At 55.8% G+C, this 19,400-nt stretch carries 16 protein-coding genes; 7 read left to right on the forward strand and 9 right to left on the reverse strand.

Annotation, left to right across the window (positions count from 1 at the left end; all coding sequences use genetic code 11):
* Window positions 1-105 precede the first annotated feature (105 nt).
* Entirely contained in the window at window positions 106-1,752 is a 1,647-nt protein-coding gene (locus DY252_RS16050) for a U32 family peptidase (protein ID WP_064788385.1), read from the forward strand.
* Between the two features lie 66 nt (window positions 1,753-1,818).
* Here DY252_RS16050 and DY252_RS16055 read toward each other — a convergent pair whose 3' ends face one another.
* The 3 genes from DY252_RS16055 to DY252_RS16065 all read right to left on the reverse strand — a co-directional run bounded on the left by DY252_RS16055 (window position 1,819) and on the right by DY252_RS16065 (window position 4,163).
* Window positions 1,819-2,412, reverse strand: coding sequence for a DedA family protein (locus tag DY252_RS16055; RefSeq protein WP_064788386.1), 594 nt, complete (start codon window positions 2,410-2,412; stop codon window positions 1,819-1,821).
* A gap of 90 nt (window positions 2,413-2,502) precedes the next feature.
* Complete coding sequence (locus DY252_RS16060; protein ID WP_064788387.1) at window positions 2,503-2,916, reverse strand: DUF3830 family protein; 414 nt, start codon at window positions 2,914-2,916, stop codon at window positions 2,503-2,505.
* An 8-nt stretch (window positions 2,917-2,924) separates the two neighbouring features.
* Window positions 2,925-4,163, reverse strand: a complete 1,239-nt coding sequence (locus tag DY252_RS16065; protein WP_064788388.1) for an ArsB/NhaD family transporter — start codon at window positions 4,161-4,163, stop codon at window positions 2,925-2,927.
* A 591-nt stretch (window positions 4,164-4,754) separates the two neighbouring features.
* Here DY252_RS16065 and DY252_RS16070 point away from each other — a divergent pair.
* Window positions 4,755-5,888: a type III PLP-dependent enzyme gene (locus tag DY252_RS16070; RefSeq protein WP_008890144.1), complete on the forward strand. Its 1,134-nt coding sequence runs from the start codon at window positions 4,755-4,757 to the stop codon at window positions 5,886-5,888.
* A 23-nt stretch (window positions 5,889-5,911) separates the two neighbouring features.
* Entirely contained in the window at window positions 5,912-6,418 is a 507-nt protein-coding gene (locus tag DY252_RS16075; RefSeq protein ID WP_064788389.1) for a GNAT family N-acetyltransferase, read from the forward strand.
* Between the two features lie 82 nt (window positions 6,419-6,500).
* Here DY252_RS16075 and DY252_RS16080 read toward each other — a convergent pair whose 3' ends face one another.
* Window positions 6,501-8,075: a YbaY family lipoprotein gene (locus DY252_RS16080; RefSeq protein WP_064788390.1), complete on the reverse strand. Its 1,575-nt coding sequence runs from the start codon at window positions 8,073-8,075 to the stop codon at window positions 6,501-6,503.
* A gap of 181 nt (window positions 8,076-8,256) precedes the next feature.
* Window positions 8,257-9,147 carry an SMP-30/gluconolactonase/LRE family protein gene (locus DY252_RS16085; protein WP_064788391.1) on the reverse strand — a complete coding sequence of 297 codons (891 nt, stop codon included), beginning with the start codon at window positions 9,145-9,147 and terminating at the stop codon, window positions 8,257-8,259.
* Window positions 9,148-9,451: 304 nt separating this feature from the next.
* Here DY252_RS16085 and DY252_RS16090 point away from each other — a divergent pair, with 304 nt between their 5' ends.
* The 4 genes from DY252_RS16090 to fhuB are packed head-to-tail and all read left to right on the forward strand — an operon-like array spanning window position 9,452 to window position 14,202.
* Window positions 9,452-10,228 carry an ABC transporter ATP-binding protein gene (locus DY252_RS16090; RefSeq protein ID WP_064788392.1) on the forward strand — a complete coding sequence of 259 codons (777 nt, stop codon included), beginning with the start codon at window positions 9,452-9,454 and terminating at the stop codon, window positions 10,226-10,228.
* Between the two features lie 42 nt (window positions 10,229-10,270).
* Window positions 10,271-11,236 (forward strand): iron-siderophore ABC transporter substrate-binding protein, encoded by a 966-nt coding sequence (locus tag DY252_RS16095; RefSeq protein WP_064788393.1) that lies wholly within the window; start codon window positions 10,271-10,273, stop codon window positions 11,234-11,236.
* A gap of 12 nt (window positions 11,237-11,248) precedes the next feature.
* Window positions 11,249-12,184: an ABC transporter substrate-binding protein gene (locus tag DY252_RS16100; protein ID WP_064788394.1), complete on the forward strand. Its 936-nt coding sequence runs from the start codon at window positions 11,249-11,251 to the stop codon at window positions 12,182-12,184.
* Window positions 12,181-14,202, forward strand: coding sequence for a Fe(3+)-hydroxamate ABC transporter permease FhuB (gene fhuB, locus DY252_RS16105; protein WP_064788395.1), 2,022 nt, complete (start codon window positions 12,181-12,183; stop codon window positions 14,200-14,202). The genes DY252_RS16100 and fhuB overlap by 4 nt, the downstream gene beginning before the upstream one ends.
* Window positions 14,203-14,220: 18 nt before the next feature.
* Here the strand turns inward: fhuB and DY252_RS16110 are convergent, their stop codons facing one another.
* The 4 genes from DY252_RS16110 to DY252_RS16125 form a co-directional block, all read right to left on the reverse strand.
* Complete coding sequence (locus tag DY252_RS16110) at window positions 14,221-14,637, reverse strand: hypothetical protein (RefSeq protein ID WP_064788396.1); 417 nt, start codon at window positions 14,635-14,637, stop codon at window positions 14,221-14,223.
* Between the two features lie 79 nt (window positions 14,638-14,716).
* The gene (locus DY252_RS16115; protein ID WP_064788397.1) at window positions 14,717-17,122 is read right to left on the reverse strand and encodes a TonB-dependent receptor; all 2,406 of its coding nucleotides are present in this window, start codon (window positions 17,120-17,122) and stop codon (window positions 14,717-14,719) included.
* A gap of 126 nt (window positions 17,123-17,248) precedes the next feature.
* Complete coding sequence (locus tag DY252_RS16120; RefSeq protein ID WP_064788398.1) at window positions 17,249-18,313, reverse strand: FecR family protein; 1,065 nt, start codon at window positions 18,311-18,313, stop codon at window positions 17,249-17,251.
* A gap of 75 nt (window positions 18,314-18,388) precedes the next feature.
* A complete protein-coding gene (locus DY252_RS16125) occupies window positions 18,389-18,913 on the reverse strand; it encodes an RNA polymerase sigma factor (RefSeq protein WP_064788399.1) in 525 nt (174 codons plus the stop codon).
* Window positions 18,914-19,400 lie beyond the last annotated feature (487 nt).

Here is a 19,400-nt window from a genome sequence, read left to right on the forward strand (position 1 = left end):
GGCCTGCGAAATATGCGATTTTAATCGGCACAGGCAGCAGGCTGTGTTAGAAGCCGCGCCAGAGAGATTTCCCGCAGACGACCAAATAGAAAAGACCCGCAAGTGATGAGTAATCAATCGCGCCGTTCCGAATTGCTGATGCCCGCAGGCTCGCTCGAAAAGCTGAAAGTTGCTGTGCTCTATGGCGCAGACGCCGTTTACATGGGCACGCCGGACCTGTCGCTGCGTGTTAAAAGCCAGATGTCACTCGATGACGTGGTCGAGGGCATCGATTTTGCCCACAGCCACGGTGTGCGTGTTTACCTCACACTGAACCTGTTTTCGCATAACAAGGACATCGACAAGCTGCCGGAATATGTCGATACCGTGCGCAAGGTTCGCCCGGATGGCCTGATCGTGGCCGATCCAGGTGTTTTCATGTTTGTCCGCGAACATGCGCCGGAACTTGATTTGCATGTCTCGACACAGGCAAACGTATGTTCCTGGCAGAGTGCCAAATTCTGGCAAAGCATCGGTGCCAAGCTGGTCGTTCTGGGGCGCGAGGTTTCCTATGAGGAACTGACCGAAATCCGCGAAAAATGCCAGGACATTAAGATTGAGGCCTTTGTGCATGGTTCGATGTGCATGACCTATTCCGGTCGTTGCCTGCTGTCAAACTTCATGGCCGAACGAGGTGCCAACCAGGGCGCCTGTGCCAACAGCTGCCGCTGGAAATACAAAGTCCACATGAAGCTTAAGGACGGCACGGTCAAGGAACTCAAACTGACCGAGGAAAACTTGGAAATGTTTGACTTCTTCCTTGAAGAAGACATGCGTCCGGGCGAGCTGATGGAAATTCAGGAGGACGAGCGCGGGTCATACATCCTGAATTCACGTGATCTTTGCATCATGCCGAAACTTGAGGATTACCTCAAAATCGGTGTCGACAGCCTCAAGGTCGAAGGCCGTGGCAAAAGCCCGTATTACGCCGGTCTCGTTGCTCGTGCGTACCGCATGGCGATTGATGACTGGTATGAAGACCCGGAAAACTGGTCGGCCGAAGAATATATGAAGGAACTGGCAACCATCCCGAACCGGGGTTACACGCTGGCCTTCCATGACGGGCGCCTGACCAATTACGCACACGGCTATGACAGCAACACCAACGTGTCGGACTGGGAATATGCCGGTCAGATCGTCGAGGTCGAAGACGACGCCTTTATCATGTCGGTCAAGAACCGCATGCTGCCGGGCGATGTGATCGAAATCGTCCCGCCGCGTTCGCGCCAGACGATTTTCATCCGCATGTATGAATTCATCGATGCCAAAACCGGCAAGGTTGGCGAAGCGGTACACGCCAACACCCAGCCGTTTATTCGATTGCCGTTCAGCTTGTTTGAACAGGAAGACCCGGAATTCCTGCGTCGTGAAATCCTGCCGATGACCATCGTGCGCAAGGAAAAGGCGCTTTCCGAAGACGAATGGCAGCGCCTGAAACTTGATCAGGAAGGCCATAAGATCGAGATGGGCAAAGGCAACGAAGATCGCTATGACGCGAAACGCGAAGCGCTTCAGACCGCCCTTGATGATCGCCAGAAAGAACGTTCTTTCCGCACACCACGTGTTGGCACCAAGGGGTGCTGTGGCCGTGGCTGTAATGGTTGCCTGATCTTCTGGCACGATGAAAGCTACGCCAAGGCGCGCGAAATTCTTGCCAAACGCAAACAGGGCGAGATGCTGGAAAAAGACGGCAAGACGATTGCTGCGGAATAAGCAGCCCGTCCATTACAAATACAAAAACGGCAGCATTCGATTTCGATGCTGCCGTTTTTTATTGGATTATTTGATGGCGCGTTCGGCCTGTTGCTCCAGCCGGTCAATCCGGCGGAGCGCAAACCAGCCCAGCACAAGAAACACAATCAGCAAGATCGGGCTTAGCATCGCAAGGTTTTGTTCAACCAGTTCGGACATCCCGGCCCCCAGACTATGGCCAAGCCCATAGTAAAGCCCGACCCAAAGCAGGACTGACGCGATGCTAAGCGGCAGGAAGCGGATAAATGACATCGAACTCATGCCAACCGGGAACACCCCAAACGATCGCACCCCATGCGGATAGCGGCACAGCAGGATATAGGCGACACCGTAATGCTCAAACAATCGCAGGGTCTTGCTCATCCAGTCTGACAGGGATTTGGGCAGCTTGCGGACAATCGCATCGCCGTATTTGCGCGCAAGGCCAAAGCGCAGCACATCGCCGACAAGACCGCCGGCGATCATTGATGTAACCGCCGGTACAATCATCAGGCTTTCGGCCGCCACCAGCATGCCGGCAAATACCGGCAGGATGCTGGATTTGCTGACGCAATAGGTGAAGATCAGGATATAGACCAGATCCTGATGATCCTGAATCCACAGATTAATCGTCTCAAACACGGCACGTCCGCCTGCACTTATTGGATGGTGGTTCGCCTTCTAGGCCAAACCGGACACACTTGAAAGTGTGCCCGATCACAGTTGCGTTGATTACGCCAGTTCAAACCGGATCGACTGCGCGCCTTCCCACAACGTCATCTTGCCAAGCTTTTCAAGGTCTTCGAGATTGCTGGTGATGGTGATGAAATGGTTGCCGGCAAGCTGGCCGACCTTGGAGGCGAAATGCACCCCGCCATAGGCCAGCAGGATTTCGGTTTCGCTGATCCCGCCGGGATAGAGGATGATCTGGCCCGGGGCCGGGAAGCTGGTGTGGTTTTCATAATCAACACCGAACTGATAATCGCCGAGTGGCATCCAAACACCCTCGCCGCTCCAGCGGACATGCACCGCCTTGCTTTCAAACGGCATGCGATCGAGGAACGCCTTGCAGGTATGCGGCGCCTTTTCGATTTCGAGCACCGCATCAAAGGTGAAGGGACCAGCGGTAATTTTGATATTGGACATGATGTTTCCTATGAAATCAGGATGACCCACCCCAGCGACAGCGCCAGACTGATCAATGTAACGGGCACGCCAAGGCGCGCATAATCGATAAATGAAATCACCGTTCCGGCCTTTGCGGCCTGTTCAACGGCAATGATATTGGCAACCGAGCCAACAATCAGGAAGTTGCCCGACAATGTCGAAAAAATCGCCAGCGCGTGCAACATTTCCGTGCTCCATTCCGGACCGAGTGAGAGCAACATCATCACCAGCGGCACATTGCCAATCGTATTTGACCCGGCCAGCGATACACCGGCCAGAACACCCGGATGATGGATTTGCAACGTGATCAGAACATCGCGAAACAGGCTGGCGATCACGTCATTTTGCGCCATCGCGCCGGTGACGATAAACAACCCGCAAAACAGCGCCAGCAAATGCCAGTCAACCCGCCCCAGAACCTGATCGGTCGAGAGACGACGGCTGAGCAGCAAGGCCCCCACCACCAGAAGCGACCAAAGCGCACGGTCTTCGACAAAGACAAAAATCGCGATCACGGCGATGGTCGCCAAAACCGCCTTGATCAGGATGGTTTTATCAAGCGGGCGAACCGGTTGATCAACTGATCGCGCATTTGCGTTTGCACCTGCCCCTGCAACACTTGTTTGCCCGCGCATCATCGGGCTTCGCAAAATCACGACATAGACCACGCCAAGTGCCAGGAGTGCGGGCACTGCACAGGCCAGAACAAAGCCGATAAAATCAAGATTGCCAAACTCTGCAATCATCAGGTTTTGCGGATTACCGATCAGGGTGGCTGCCGATCCGGCATTGGCCGCACACGCCACCGCAATCACATAGGGTTTGGGATCAAGCCCGCGCGCCATCACACCTGTGATCAAAACAGGCGTCACCGCCCAAACCACAACATCATTGGTCAGAAAGGCCGACAGCACCCCGCACATCACGATCACCCCGGCCAGTAGCCCACCCGGCCCGCATTTGAGCGCGGTGATCCGATGCCCGATCCAGTCAAAAAAGCCGCTTGCCGCATATTGTGATGATAACACCATCAATGTCAGCAACACCGCAAGGGTGGCAAAATCAATCGAGGCCAGCGCGCCATCGCGGTCAACCGCCCCGCTGATCAGCAAGATCACCGCGCCGAACACGGCAATGCCGGTGCGGTTGATCGCAAGCCACGGCCACCGCCCCAGCGCCATGCCGATATAGACCAGAACAAAAACAACGGCGATCAGCCAATTCATAAAATGCCCCCATGACCACGGCGACTGCCGGGTTTCGGATAATGGCTACAGCGCCGCCGGGAAACGGTCAATCGGCTTGATATTCACGTTCGGGTTATGCGCAAATTGCAATGCCCCATACCGAAATGCGCCAACTGAAATTCTTGCATAGCCTGAACGCGGCCATTTGAGCCATTTTGTGCGCCGCATCACGCGTTCTTCGACGATCCTGCGATTGTTTCATGACAAAACGGGTGAAAATTTCACTTGCGCGGAAAAAGCAACGGGCGTAAATGCGGACTTGCCCAAAGTCGCACGTGCCTGTGGTGGTCCTGCTTACTGGAACCCGTAGGACTTACTTAAAGCAACGACGGTGTAGGGCTTTTTTGGTCTCAGGTGGCGTCCAAATCCACCGACACTAAAGAGGCACACCATCATTGCCCACGTGCGGAACGGGAACTCCCCATTCCATAGCGAGGCAGACTTAACTTCGCAGTTCCGGTTGGCCCCGGGGCTAAACAGCACGCAAGTAGTCCGCGTCATTGCGCCTCCACCGCGCACACGCATCAGGTACATGCACGCTGCCATATCGTGGAATGGGAGAACGCCCCAATGGCAACTCAGCGTATTATTGATTTTCTCGCACAGAACCGCCCGGAAGGCCCGTGCCTTGTTGTTGACCTCGACGTTGTTCAGCGCAACTACGAGACCTTTACCCGTGCGCTTCCGAGCTCGCGCATTTTCTATGCCGTCAAAGCAAACCCGGCACCGGAAGTTCTGAGCCTGCTTGCCGATCTTGGCAGCAACTTTGACACCGCATCCGTCCCGGAAATTGAAATGGCGATGGCCGCTGGTGCAAGCCCTGACCGCATTTCGTTTGGTAACACCATCAAAAAAGAACGCGACATTGCGCGCGCTTTTGAACTCGGTGTGCGCCTCTATGCGGTTGATTGCGTCGAAGAAGTCGAAAAAATTGCCCGTGTCGCACCGGGTGCGCAGGTTTTCTGCCGCATTCTGACCGACGGCGTTGGCGCAGAATGGCCGCTGTCGCGCAAATTCGGTTGCGCGCCGTCCATGGCGCTCGAAGTTCTTCAGCATGCCCATCACATGGGTCTGGATGCCTATGGCGTGTCGTTCCATGTCGGGTCGCAGCAGTGCAACCTTGACGCCTGGGACACTGCCCTTTCGGAAGCATCCTCGATCTTCCGTACCTTGGCGGAAAAAGGCATTCACCTTCGCATGGTCAATATGGGTGGGGGCTTCCCGACCCGTTACCTGCGCGACATTCCGGCAACCGAAGCATACGGTGCGGCGATTGTTGATGCGCTTCACAACCACTTTGGCAATCATATGCCCGAAACCATTATCGAACCGGGCCGTGGCATGGTGGGTGATGCCGGCGTGATCAAAGCCGAGGTTGTTCTGATTTCGCGCAAACATGCCGACGATCCGGTGCGCTGGGTTTACCTTGATATCGGTAAATTCGGTGGCCTTGCCGAAACCATGGACGAAGCCATTCGTTATCCGATCACCACGATCCATGATGGCGGCGAAGTTGCCCCGTGCGTTCTGGCTGGTCCGACCTGTGATTCGGCTGACGTGCTGTATGAAAAGACCCCGTATGACCTGCCGGTCTCTTTGACCATCGGTGACGAGGTTCTGATCGAGGCAACCGGTGCCTACACCACCACCTATGCATCTGTGGCGTTCAACGGCTTCTCGCCGCTTGCCGCCTATATCATCTGACCCCATTCGGGAAAGATAGGCCAATGATCACAATTGATCGCGAAGGCGCATATTCGCACATTGAACGCGAAAAGCTGCTTGATCGCGTCATGGGTCAGGCGCGGTTTCAGAAATCGTCTGAAATCCTGCGCCGTAATCGGCTTCCGGCGGACGGTCTTGCGTTTGTCGCCCACGACGGCAAACAAATGATCGGCACCGTCCGGTTGTGGAATGTCAATGCTGGCGATGCAGGGGATGCATTGCTGCTCGGCCCGCTTGCCGTCGACAAGATCTATAGCGGGTCCGGCGTGGGTGCCGGTCTGGTTTATGCCGCCCTTAATGCGGCACAAGCAGCCGGTCACCGTTCGGTTCTTCTGGTGGGGGATCCGGACTATTACGCGCGCTTTGGCTTCCATGCGGCCCCCGCAAGCGGGCTTTTGATGCCCGGCCATTTTGACCGTCACCGGTTCCAGGCGGTCCATCTTGGCAACGGCGATGGCTTGAGTGGTTCAACCGGAATGCTAAGTGCAACCGGGGCCATGATCCACTAAGACATCAAAGCGATACGACAAAAAAATCCCGGCCCGGGTTTCCCCGGCCGGGATTTTTGTTTGTGGGTTTCCGCCGATCAGATCAGCAGGCCTTTTCCGACAACCAGCCAATAAACACGCCATCCTGTTCAAGGCGTTCATGGGCAAAGCATTCGCCGCCGGGATAGGCGCTAGTTGCCGGGGTGTAGCGCACAACGTCTTCGCCGGGCAGAATGTTGGTCGTGGTTTCGACCTGTTCGGTATGGGCGGTGCCCATACCATCGGAAGTGACGAGACAGTCATAACGACCACCATTGCCATTGATGGTCCGGACACCGACCATGCCATGATCCATCGGCCAAGCTTTCAGCACCGACACCAGATCACCGGGATTTTTGGCAAGGCAGGCCGTGATGGCGGGCATCATGTCATCGAAATAGCGCGTCCAGACGCCATCGCCCTGTCTTTTGAGCTCGGCAACCGAGACCACCGGGAAATCGCCCGGCGCAAGGGCAAGGCTCGCGGCCTCGACCGGCATGGATGAAACGGCGCAATGGAAATCGCCCGACGGCGTTGTCCAGATTGCATCAGCCCCCTTGCCCCGCAATTCATATATGTCATTGCCATAGCCATAACCCGAACCGGTCGGCATCTGTGCCAGACTGATCGGTTCGCGGCCGCGCATTTCGACAATGGCGCGTTCCGCGCCATGATCAAATGTCACGGCAAACCGGCTTTGATCATCGCAGATAAACAATTCCGGGCCAGTCATCGGATCCGGGGTGCTGTTAAGCTGGCTTAACATCGCCTCGATCCGGCTGAGCGCCACCTTGCTTTGTGATAATGCGCCGCTGATTTCATGTTCATCGGGCTGACTGGATGTGCCGTTTACAGTTTTGGTGCCACTTGAAAAGCGCCCCTGGGCGAAATCAAGTGTCAGGGTGTAATGCAGCGGTGCGTCGCTTTCTGCCCCGCCGTAATTGACCCGTTTGGCGTCCTCGGCAAAGCGCAGCAGTTGGCCATTGCGGTAATAGAGCTTGACGTCGCTTGATCCGTAATCACCAAGATCGCGATGTTCATCAACCAGAAGCGGTTCGCCATCCGTCGTGACATAGGCCTTATAGGTCACGGTGTGGTCGGATGCCGAATACTGGCCGGGAATAACGCGCATGTCGGCCAGTTTGGCCTCGATCGCTGCGATGTCGTCAGGCACATCCGACCCATCGCCGTTACGCGCACCGTCACCCTGAACGCGCGGCACCTGGCGAACGACGATATCAACGTCACTTGGCGCACCACGGGTCAGGACCGGGTAGCTTTGATCATTGCGAAACAGAAGATCGCCATTGGCATTGACGATTTTGGCTTCCAACGCATAGCTGTGCTTGGGATCGATATCATCAAGATCATAGGGCAGGATGAAAACCATCGGCGGGTTTGCCACCGGCTGGCGCAGCGATGCGATTTCCACCGATGGCGCGTCAGCGCGCGAGACATCAAGCAACCGCACGACAAGGAAAGTATTATCCGGCGAAAGTGCGATCCGTTCACGGTAACTGACCGATCCGGTGACGCTGTTGCTTGGTGATTGCAGGGCGGCACAGCCCGACAATATTGCGACCATGCCAAAGGCAATAAGCGCCCTTGCCCACATGGTTGCGGCGGTAACAGGTTTCATTTTAACCCCGGCTTGCTCGTATTTTTGGTGATGTGTTCTGCCACCACATAATGGTGACGCCAAACATACTGAAAACCAAGGCCAAAAATGGGCAAATCGCGCCAATTTCCCGATTTAGGGCACCCAAGGGGCTGTTTGGCGCGATTTGCGTGTAAGGCGATGCAATCCTGACGAAAAAAGCCTAGCCGGCAAACGGGTGGCACAATTGGCCGGCAACCTCTGTGCGGATCGACAGCAGCGCGCCTTCAAGGTCATTGCCATTGCCGTCCAACCCGACCGCGGCCGAGGTGATATAAAGCGTCTTGAGGTCCGGACCACCAAACACGCAACTGGTCGGTTGGGTTAGTGGCAGTTCGATGATGCGATCAACACTGCCATCCGGCGCAAAGCGGATAAGGCATCCCCCGCCCCACCGTGCATTCCAGATATAGCCATCGGCATCCATCGCCGAGCCATCCATATTGCCGCGATCCTGCGGGCCAAAGAAAACCTTGGGATTGGATGGCACGCCGGTTTTCATATCAAAGTCATAGACATTGAGCGTGTTGGTGATGGTATCGCCAAAGAACATCTTTGTGCCATCGGCCGACCACAACAGCGTGTTGGAAATCCCGATATTTTCGCCAAAACGCGATGTCTCGCCGTCCGCCGTGACACAGTTCAGCGTCCCGGTGGAAATGGTGACCGGCAGGTCTTCGCCATTCGGCCCGATATTGTTTTGCATGGTCCCGATCCAGAACCGGCCCATCGGATCGACCCGGCTTTCATTTGATCGGTTGCCCGGGTGATCGCCATCGGGGGCGACAAACGGGGTGGTTTTGCCACTGTCGGGATCAAGAAAGGCCAACCCGTCGGCAAGGGCTACCAGAAGCCCGCCCTTTTGCCGCGGCACGATGGCAGCAACCGGCTGATCAAATACCCAGCTGCGCGATCCGCCATCATCAGGGCGGAGCGCATAGGCCGTCTTTCCGACGATATCGACCCAGTACAGAACGCCATCGTCGGCGTCCCAATGCGGGCCTTCCCCCAGTGTGCATCGCAGATTTGGCAAAACGGTTTTTACGTTAGACATGGGTTCTCCCTGATCGCGGCGCGTCTGTTTTGGCGCCTTGTAATTGTATGATCATTCTTATCGCGGCAAACCGCGCGTTGCGATCAAAATTATAAGCTTTCATTGCTAACCGGAATGGTGCCCGCTGAAAAGTAATTTTATATGATGATTGGATGAGCCGCTTTAATTTTCCGCGGGCTGCAATCGCAACTCGGTTGCATTTAGAGAAAGTAATTGATAAGCATTCTCAGATCTTACAGCGCGCCTGCTTGCCACGATCCGGCGATGGCGCAGTTTCCATTTCCCGGCGCATGAGTTTCCGTCCATGTTCGACCTGAAAGACGTCGCGTTCAAAAGTGATGGCAAAAAGCCAAAGACGCTGCTTGAGAACATCACGGTCGGCTTTCCGACCGGGGCGTTCAGCGCGATTGTCGGCCATAACGGATCGGGCAAAAGCACGCTGATCAAGCTTCTGGCGCGCAAAAACAAACCGGCATCCGGGGCCATCGCACTCGACGGGCAGGACCTTGCCGATCATGGCACGCGCGATTTCGCCCGCAAGGTGGCCTACCTTCCGCAAAACCCGGTTGTCCCGCCGCATTTGAGTGTCCGCGAACTGGTGGCCTTTGGCCGCTATCCATGGCGCGGCGCGTTTGGCCGCTATCGCGACGAAGACCACGCCAAGATCGATCGGGCGATGGAACTAACCCACGTGACGGAGTTTTCCGACCGGCTGGTCGCAAGCCTTTCGGGTGGGGAACGCCAACGGGTCTGGCTTGCGATGTTGCTGGCTCAGGATGCGCCGGTTTTGCTGCTTGATGAGCCGACCTCGGCCCTTGATGTCGGTCATCAGCGCGACATTTTGCAACTGGTCGCCAACCTTAAGGACCAGAACAATCTGACCGTGATTGCCGTCTTGCATGACATCGACATGGTCGGGCGTTTTGCCGATCACATTCTGGCGCTGCGCGGCGGGCGGACCTGCTGGCAGGGCACGCCGCACGATTTCATGAATGGCGATACGCTGCGCGACATTTTCCAGACCGATATCAACGTCATCAAACTCAGCAATCCGGACCGCTTCATAAGCTATGTCGCCTAGCTGCTTGCGCACGGCTCCACATCAACAGGGATCAGGGAAATCATGACATCAAAACCTTGGATTGGCAGCGTTGCAGCGCGCCTTTTACTTGTCGCCGGAACGCTTGGTGCATTTGTTACGACACAGCCCGCGATGGCCGAGGAAACCTTTACCCATGAACTGGGTGACGTCACGCTTGATACCCACCCGACCCGCTTTGCGGTTTCCAACTGGGCCCTGACAGAAAGCCTGATCGCGCTGGGCATTGATCCGGTGGCGATCCCGGAGGCCGAAGGATACCGCGCCTGGGTGGTGGAACCCAAACTGCCCGAAAGCTTCACCGATCTCGGCACCCGCCGCGAACCAAACTTTGAAGCCCTGCGCGATGCCAAGCCGGATGCCATCCTGATCAGCACCGATGTCGCCATGGCCCATGAAAAACTGTCTGGCTATGCACCGACATTTGTCTATTCGATCTATAATACCGGCAATGACGAACCCGCGATTGACCGGGCCGAAACCCTGTTGCGCAATATCGCCAAACTGGCCGGTAAACCGGACGCCGCCGAGGACGTCATTGCATCGGTCAATGCCCGGATCGAAGCCGCCGCCAAGCGCATCCGCGATCATGTCGGCGACGATGCGAAATTCGCCGTTGTTCGCATTCTTGATGAGTCGCATTTCCGCATTCATGGCAAGACATCGCTGTTTGGCTCCGTGCTTGGCCGCATGGGTTTTGCCAACGCATGGGGCGGGGATGTGAATGGCTGGGCGTTTCATAATGGCGATGTGTCAGATCTGGCAAAGATGGGCGATGTGCAGTTCGCCTATGTCGAGCCGATCGCACCGACCACGCGCGAAACCCTGTTTAATTCCGTGATCTGGAAAGCCATGCCGTTTGCGCGCAACGACCATGTCCATGCCATCCCGGCAAGCTGGACCTTTGGCGGGGTATTGTCCGCAGCACGCTTTGCCGAATTGCTGGCCGACGCGGTTACGAATACTGACACCGCCGCAAGCGGTTCGTAAGGGACATCTGGCATGAACATCCTTCGCGCGCTTGTCTGGCCGGTTTTGCTGTGTGTTGCCCTGATCGGTGCAGATGCGTCAACCGCCATCGCCGATCCGATCGAGATCGAACATGAACGCGGCACTTTGCGCCTTGATAGCCCGGCCACGCGGGTGGCGACCATCAACTGGGCCTTTACCGAAAGCATCATTGCCCTTGGCCTTGATCCGGTCGCCATTGCCGACCCGCAAGATTATGTCGAATGGGTTGCCAAGCCTGACCTTCCAGACAGCTTCGTTGACCTTGGCCAGCGTTCATCGCCCAATATGGAGGCGCTCCGTGCGGCGAAGCCGGATCTGATCATTTCGGTTCCGGATCTCGGAATGTCATACGAAAAGCTGGCCGAGATTGCGCCGGTTCTGGAACTGCAGTTGTTTGATGGCAAGCGCCCCGCGTTTGAAACCGCGCGCGAAGTGTTTGGCAAAATCGCCAAGGCCACCGGGCGCGAGGCAGAGGCCAAAGCATATCTTGCCGATATTGATCAGGAATTGGTCAGGTATGGCGACCGCATCAAAACAGCCATCGGCCCCGATCAGACAATCAATGTTGTGTTCTTCTTTGATGAAAGCAATGTCGGGATCTTTGCCGATATCTCGCTGCCCGGTTCGGTGATGACGGCAATGGGCGTGCCGGTCGCCTATGACGGGGAGGTTAACAAGTGGGGCTTTGGCCGCGGCGGGCTGGAGATTCTTGCCCCCTATGCCAAGGAAACGCTGGTCTATACCAATCCGGTGCCCGAAATTGTGCTGGATAAACTTCTGGATTCCCCGATCTGGAAGGTGATGGATTTCACGCGAAACAACCGGGTTTATGAATTGCCGGTGGTGTGGGCTTATGGCGGGGTACCGTCCGGGCTTCGTTTTGCCAAACTCCTGACCGAGACCATTGAAAACGGCCCGCAACAATGAGCAATACGGCACTTCACGGCTCAGTCAAATCCGGCTTTCTCGATACACTGTCCATTCCGGCGATCCTGACAGGCATTCTGGGGCTGTTGACCCTTGCCGTGCTGATAATTGATTTCTGGCCGTATCTTGGCAATGGACAGGTCCCACAAGCCATGTTCAGCCCGGATGAAACCGATTTTGATCAGATCCTGTTTCATTACAGCACCCAGCCCCGTCTTGCGATGGCGTTTCTGTGTGGCGCGGGGCTCGCACTCGCCGGTGCGGCAATCCAGACGGTGTTGCGCAATCCGCTGGCATCGCCGACAACCCTTGGCGTCGGGGCCGGTGTTGAATTTGCCCTGACCCTGTTTGTCCTGCTGGCTCCGGCATCACTTGCCATGTTTCAGGAGGCCTTTGCCCTTGCCGGGGGTTTGATTGCGCTGGCGGTGGTTTATCTGATTGCCGCCAATCGCGGTAATGCGACGCTTTGGCTCATTCTCGCCGGGATGATCGTTAATCTGCTGTTGCAGTCGGGATCGCAGATCATCTTGCTGTTTAACGAGCAATATCTGCAATCGATCTTCATGTGGGGGGCTGGTGATCTGGCCCAGAATGGCTGGGAAGATACGCAGTTTGTCTGGCCGCGTGTGCTGATTGGCATGATCGCCATTCTGGCCCTGTCGCGCCCGCTTGATCTTCTGGCCCTTGGCGATGACACGGCAAGTTCGCTGGGCGCTAAGGTAACGGTTCTGCGCCTTCTGATCCTTGGGTTGGCGGTGTTTATCACTGCCTCGGTGATATCGGCAGCTGGCATGATCGGGTTTGTGGGCTTGGCCATCCCGGCGGCCCTGCGGATTGCCGGGCTGTCGCGGTCGCGCGATTTGATGATCTATTCGGTTTTCACCGGCGGCTTTGCCCTTGTCGTGATTGATTTTCTGGTGCGCCAGTTTAACGAATTTGGCGGCGATCCCTTACCGACTGGGGCGGCCACCGCGCTCTTTGGCGCACCGTTCATCATTTTCATGTTGCGCAAGGCGCGCATCATGCCCGGCAGTCAAAGCGACGATCAGCACAGCGATCAACTGATCGTCTCCAAAACAGCCCTTTCGATTGCCTTGACCTTAAGCCTTGTCATCGGTGTGGTGTTTTCATTGTTCGTCTCGCTGGATGGACATGGTTTTGTCGTTTTGGGCTGGAAAGACAGCAGCATTGATATCCTGATCGGGCGTTCTGAACGCACCTTTGCCGCGATGATTTGCGGCGCGGCACTGGCGGTTTCGGGCACGCTTATTCAGCGTGTCGGGCGCAACCCGCTGGCCAGTCCGGAAATCACCGGGGTCAGTTCGGCAACGGCCCTTGCCATGATCATGGCACTGGCGATTTTCGGCTTTGGTCAACGTGCGGAATTGATGGTGATCGGGGCCGCGGGCGGGATTGCGTCGCTTCTGGTGTTGCTCGCCCTTTGTCGCAAATTCACCCATGCACCGCATTACATGTTGCTGAATGGTCTTGCGATGACCGCCATTTTGGGCGCGATTGTCCGCATTGTCCTGACCCGCGGCGGCACACAAACATCCATGCTGATGTCATGGCTGGCCGGGACGACCTATTTCACCAATATGGACGAGGTAATGATTGTTGCCGGTATCACAGGCTTGCTTCTGGTGGTGGCGATTGCGCTTCGTCGTCCCCTGGAACTGGCATCGCTTGGCACGGATCAATCCGTATCATTGGGTCTTGGGATTTCGGGGTTCCAGTTTGCCATGATGCTGCTTGCTGCTGTTCTAGCCGCCAGTGCGACCCTTCTGGTCGGGCCGCTGAGTTTCGTTGGGCTGATGGCGCCGCATCTGGCGCGGGTGGCGGGCTATCGCCTTGCCGGCGGGCACTTGCTGGGCGCGGTCTTAATCGGGGTCAATGTCATGATGGTCGCCGAATGGCTGGCACGCAACATGATCTATCCGGCGCAATTGCCGACCGGTCTGATCGCCGCCCTGATCGGTACGGGATATTTCCTGATCCTCGCGTCCAGAAAAAGATAGGTCGGACAAAACGCCGCCTTAGCCCTTTGAAACCGATGCCCAATTGCACGCCAGATCAAGGGCATGATCAAGGCTGTCGGTACGTTTGACCGCGAAGGGCAGCATACGGGCGAAGTTGCTGTCCTCTGCGTCTTCATGTCCATCGTCATGATCGTGGTCACCATCGCCATGATGATGGCCTTCATCGACACGGATCAAGCCCTTGGCAAAGACATCCAGCCGACCCCGGTTGCGTTTGAACCATGCGGCGGCCTGCTTGCGAACATCGTGATCCTGATTGACAAACCCTGCCACGCGGAAAATCAGTATGGCCGGTTCGCTGCGTTTGGCCAAAGCATCAAGTGCAGCGATATAGGCCGTGCCATCCGCTGCGCTTTGCTGGTCAATCATTTCAAACAGGACGATATCCCGGGCCGGGTTGCTTGATCGAAACATACTGGTTTCCTTTACGCGCAAGAGCCCGGCGGGAAACCGCCGGGCCGTTGGATGGTTCAATCCGATGCAGGTGCCGTCATCAGAATTCGCGACGATAGCCGATCAATAAAGTGCGACCATGACCGGCAACCGAATAGCCACGAAGGGCAGTTGCCGCCGGATTTTCATAACTGGTATCAAAGATGTTCTCGATCCCGAAGCGCGCCGTGCCGCCCAGCAGCGGATAATTGCCCGACAGGTTGAAAACAAGGCTCGGCTTGATTTTGGCATCTTCGATCTTGGTGCGCGCAGCGGTGTATGTCCCGTCAAAGCGCATGTTCAGATCGCCCCAGACGTAGCTGTCGACATAACCGGTAAAGCGGAAAGGTGACGGAATACGGTTATTGGGCAGCCAGCTATCTAGATCACCGTCTTCGTTGGTGTCATAGCGACCTTCGACATAGGATGCCAACGCGCCAATATAGGTATCGTCAGAAATATCATACTCGCCGGTCAGTTCTGCCCCTATGATGCGTTCCTTTTCCTGACTGAGCTTGTTGGTCGAGCTGTCATAGTTATCGCCACGATCATTGGTGCTCATATAAACCGCACCGGTGGTGCGGAAATCTGTTCCGTCATAGCGCGCGGCAAGTTCATAGGTTTTGACCTTGGATGCCTCGACATCGATGTCATTGAAATTAAGCGGAACAGACGTGCCGGTTTGTCCTGCCCGGCGCGTATATGCCCCAACGTCGGGAACAGAAAAGCCTTCGCTATAGCTGAGCGATGTATCGAAACGTTCTGTCCAGTGAACCACGGCCGAGGCATTGTAAGTCACGGCATCATAGGTCGTTTCCCCGCCGGTGAACGCCGCTGGCAGCAGGATTTGCTGCGGAGTTCCGCCGTTGTACCGCATGTAGCTCGGACGGGTAAAATCCTTGACCGTCAGGTCGTATTTTTCGTAGCGCACACCACCGGACAAATCGACATATTTTGTCACCGGAGCTGAAAGCTGGGCAAAGACCGCCTTGCCATCCTGTTCCATCGGGGCGCCAATATCACGCCCGCTGACGGTTTCATATTTGACATCATCAAAGGTCAGATCCCCACCCCAGGTCAGGGTCAGCCCCTTATAGGCCGCATCAAGACTGGTATCAGTCGAGAGCTTCATACCATATTTGACAGCATCAATGACCGATTGGCCAAGCGGATCTTCAATCGCCCCATTGCTGGCGAGCGAAACCAGAGCAGGGTTATAGGTGGCGTGGTATTCGGCACGTGCGGCCTGTTTGTAGCTGTCATTGTAAAACAGCTTCAGATCACCAACACCGATCTTGCCAAAATCAAACTCGTATCCGGCAGTGAAATACTGGCTTTCATCTTCAAGCGGTTGCGCCAGATAGGGGCTGTCATAATTGACCGACACCGGGTCGGTCGAAAGGTCGGCATAATAGTCGATATCCTGACGGAACCGCACGACTTCCGAGGATAAAAACAGGCGATGACCCTCGGCAAGCGTGACACCGGCCTTGCCAAAGACATTAAGGTCCTCGGCGTTATCGAACCCGCCCTGCCCCAGCATCGCGTCCGATGGTACCTGATTACCATAGCCGTCATAGGCGTTGCCGGTTTTCGAGGCCGTAACACTGGCAGCAAGATCCACCGCACCAACGCCACCGCTGCCCGAAAGGGTCAACGAGGGCGAGAAACTGTCGCCGATATCATCCGTGTAGCTTTTGGCATGGCCATCAACGACAAAGACGTTTTTGCCGACTTCACCGGTCTTGGTGATGATGTTAATCGTCGCCCCGGTCGCGCCATCGCCATTCATCGCGTTCGAGCCCGGAATGACTTCGATGCTTTCGACTTGCTGGATGTCGATCATTGAAAGAATGCGGCTGCTGTTGCGTAGCGGCGTGTTGCGGGCGATCCCGTCAACAAGGACCTGCACATCTCGACCACGGAAGGTTTCGGTGCTGGAGATCAGGCTTTGATCATCAAACATGAAGCCCGGCACATTATTTCGAATAACATTGGTGATGTCGCTGCTTTTGGCCGACTGGGCTTCGATCTGATCAGGGCCGATCACCACAACCGACGGCGACATGGTGGCAATCGATCTGCGCGAACGGGTGGCAGTCACGACGACTTCGGGCAGGATCACCTGGCCCTGCGCATCGCCGGTCGTGATCGTAACCGGTTTGATGATGACGCTGTCATCAGAGACAAATTCAAACCCGTAACCACTGCCTGACAGAAGGTTTTGCAGGGCCTCGCGGGCGGACATGTCAGCGGTCAGCGCACCACTTTCGATGCCCGAAAGATCACCCTGCACAACAAGCTGCAAGCCGAACTGATCGGCAATTTGATCAAGGGCTGCGCGCAGATCCCCGGCGGCGACCGTTACCGGCTGTGCGGTGTCAGTTGCGGTTTGCGCCAAGCCTTGCGGGACCGATGCGATCATCAGTGTCGCAACAAGTGCCGTGCTGCCCAAAAGGCGGGACATTCCGAATTTTCTGGTTTCCCCAAAAGTCACGATATTCAAGTTCGAACCCCTTCGCATGAGAATAATAATGCAAATCACTATTACCTTCATGACGAACACCGCTGCGAAATGAGGAGGTGAAATTTTCTATTTTTTTGAAATTATTCTGAACCCGCCCGGAACAGCGCGGTCCGTCAGGCCATAGGCCGCCAGAATAGCACCATAAGCCCCGTCCGGTTTGGTCAGATCGAAACTGCCCGAAACCGTGATATCGCCCAAGCGCGGATCGCGCACGAAGCTGATACCGTCCATCAAAGGCGAAAGACGGGCAAACAACTCGTCAATCGGCATGTCATTGACCACCCAGCGCCCATCGCGCCACGCGCCAACCCGATCCAGTGCCACCATACCGTAATGCATGTCGCCATCCGCATCCTGCCAGGATGCCCGACCGGCAGTCAGACGGGCGAATTTTGCCGTGCGGCTTTCAAGATCGACCGTGCCTTCGGAAACCTCGACCCGGACATGGCCACCCCATTTCGAGGCGCTGAATGCCGTACCGACCGCCGTTGCCGTCAGTTTGTTAAGATGGATGCGAAGCGGTCGTGTACTGTCCTTGGCGACTTCGATGAATACACCGCCTTCAAGAACAGTAAGGTCGCGATACTGATCGTCATAGGCCAAGGCAACGCGCGTGCCTGGCTCCATCCAGATGCGCGATCCGTCGGCAAGTTCATGAACTTCACCGACAACATCCGGATTGCTTTCCGCAATCAGATCGGCATCAGGTTGAAACGCGGAATAGCCCCACAGTCCCAGAAGCACCAGAATGGTGAAAATCGCCAACATCGGCCGGGCGCGGCGCTTGGCGGATCGCATGCCCGGCAGGCGACTGTTGCCGCCTTCAAGCGCACCTAATCGTTCAAGGTCACGCCGGACGGCTTCGCTATCAAAGCCGCTGTCATGAACTGGTTTGCGCGACCTGATCGAATGGTCTTCATCGTCTGAAAATTCGGCAGCAGCGATTTCCATGCCCTGCCATGTCTGACGCGCCCGGATCAGGCGTGCAGGGTTTTTCGCATCAGCCGCCTGCCAGTGTTCAAAGGCGATTTCTTCAGCGGCACTGAGTTGCACATCATCAAGGCGCACAGCCCAGTAATCGGCAATGTCGTCATTGCTCTGGCAGTCGTCGGGATAGCGGAATTCGGTCATGGTAGTGTCGTTACCCGGCTTCTGACGGAGGGGGCTGTTGTATATGTGACGAACAAGCCGCGCAAAAGAGGATGTTTAATTTTCATGGCGCGCCAGCACCTGTTTGCAATGTCCAAGCGCCTGACGCAAATGCTTTTCCACCATATTGCGACTGATGCCAAGTTGTTCGGCCACTTCCACGGTACTCAGATGATCGCGTTTGCACAGCAAGAACACCTCGCGGCAGCGCGGCGGCAGATCATCAATCGCACGTCGGATGATCTCAAGACGCTGGCGATCAGAACTGATCTGTTCTGGAGTGGCGGACTGGCTGCCTGCACCATCCATCTCGCTGATTTCGGTCGGGTCGGTGAATTCAACCGGATTGCGATTGTTGCGACGCAAGGCATCAATTGCCAGATTGGTCGCCATGCGCATCAAAAAGGCCGGAGGATTGGCAATGTCAGCCGGATCGATTTTGCGATGGCGCAGTTGCACATAAAGATCCTGCAACACGTCCTGGCTTTCGTCGCGGGTGGGCAGATATTTCTGCACCTGTCGCAACAAACGGTCATGATATTGCTGATAAAGATTATCCCAAGAACGGTCACAGACCGCCATAGCTATACATCCAGAATTCGATAATGATAACCGTTATCATTATCGTTTACGCTTATAAGCAATCCTGACCATGCGTCAATTCAAAAAGCATAGGCCTCTTCGACAATTCCCCGTGGGAAAGTCCGAGTTTGAAAGCCGGCATCGCGATACGAAGATCTTGCTGCGTTCCCCAAACAACAACTGCCGATTTAAGCCCCAACTCTGTGGCGGAGCTGTTTCAATGACAGAATGCGAAACCGCCAGACGGCGCGAGTCCCGTCACAGAAACCCCACATGCGGTCTCAGAGCGGCATTGCTTCGCACTCTATTCATCGGAAACAGCCGCCCAAAAATATCCTAACGAATAGGTCAACCCTGTTTATCTGTCGTATAAATTAGATTTCGCTCGACAAGAGGATATTTTACTTATAGTTGTTACTATAGCTTTATCGCTAATTGCGAACTTTACACGTAGTAAACCATCGCCACTTTCCAGGTAGGAAATCCA

It is taken from the genome of Thalassospira indica (assembly GCF_003403095.1).
Taxonomy (GTDB): domain Bacteria; phylum Pseudomonadota; class Alphaproteobacteria; order Rhodospirillales; family Thalassospiraceae; genus Thalassospira; species Thalassospira indica.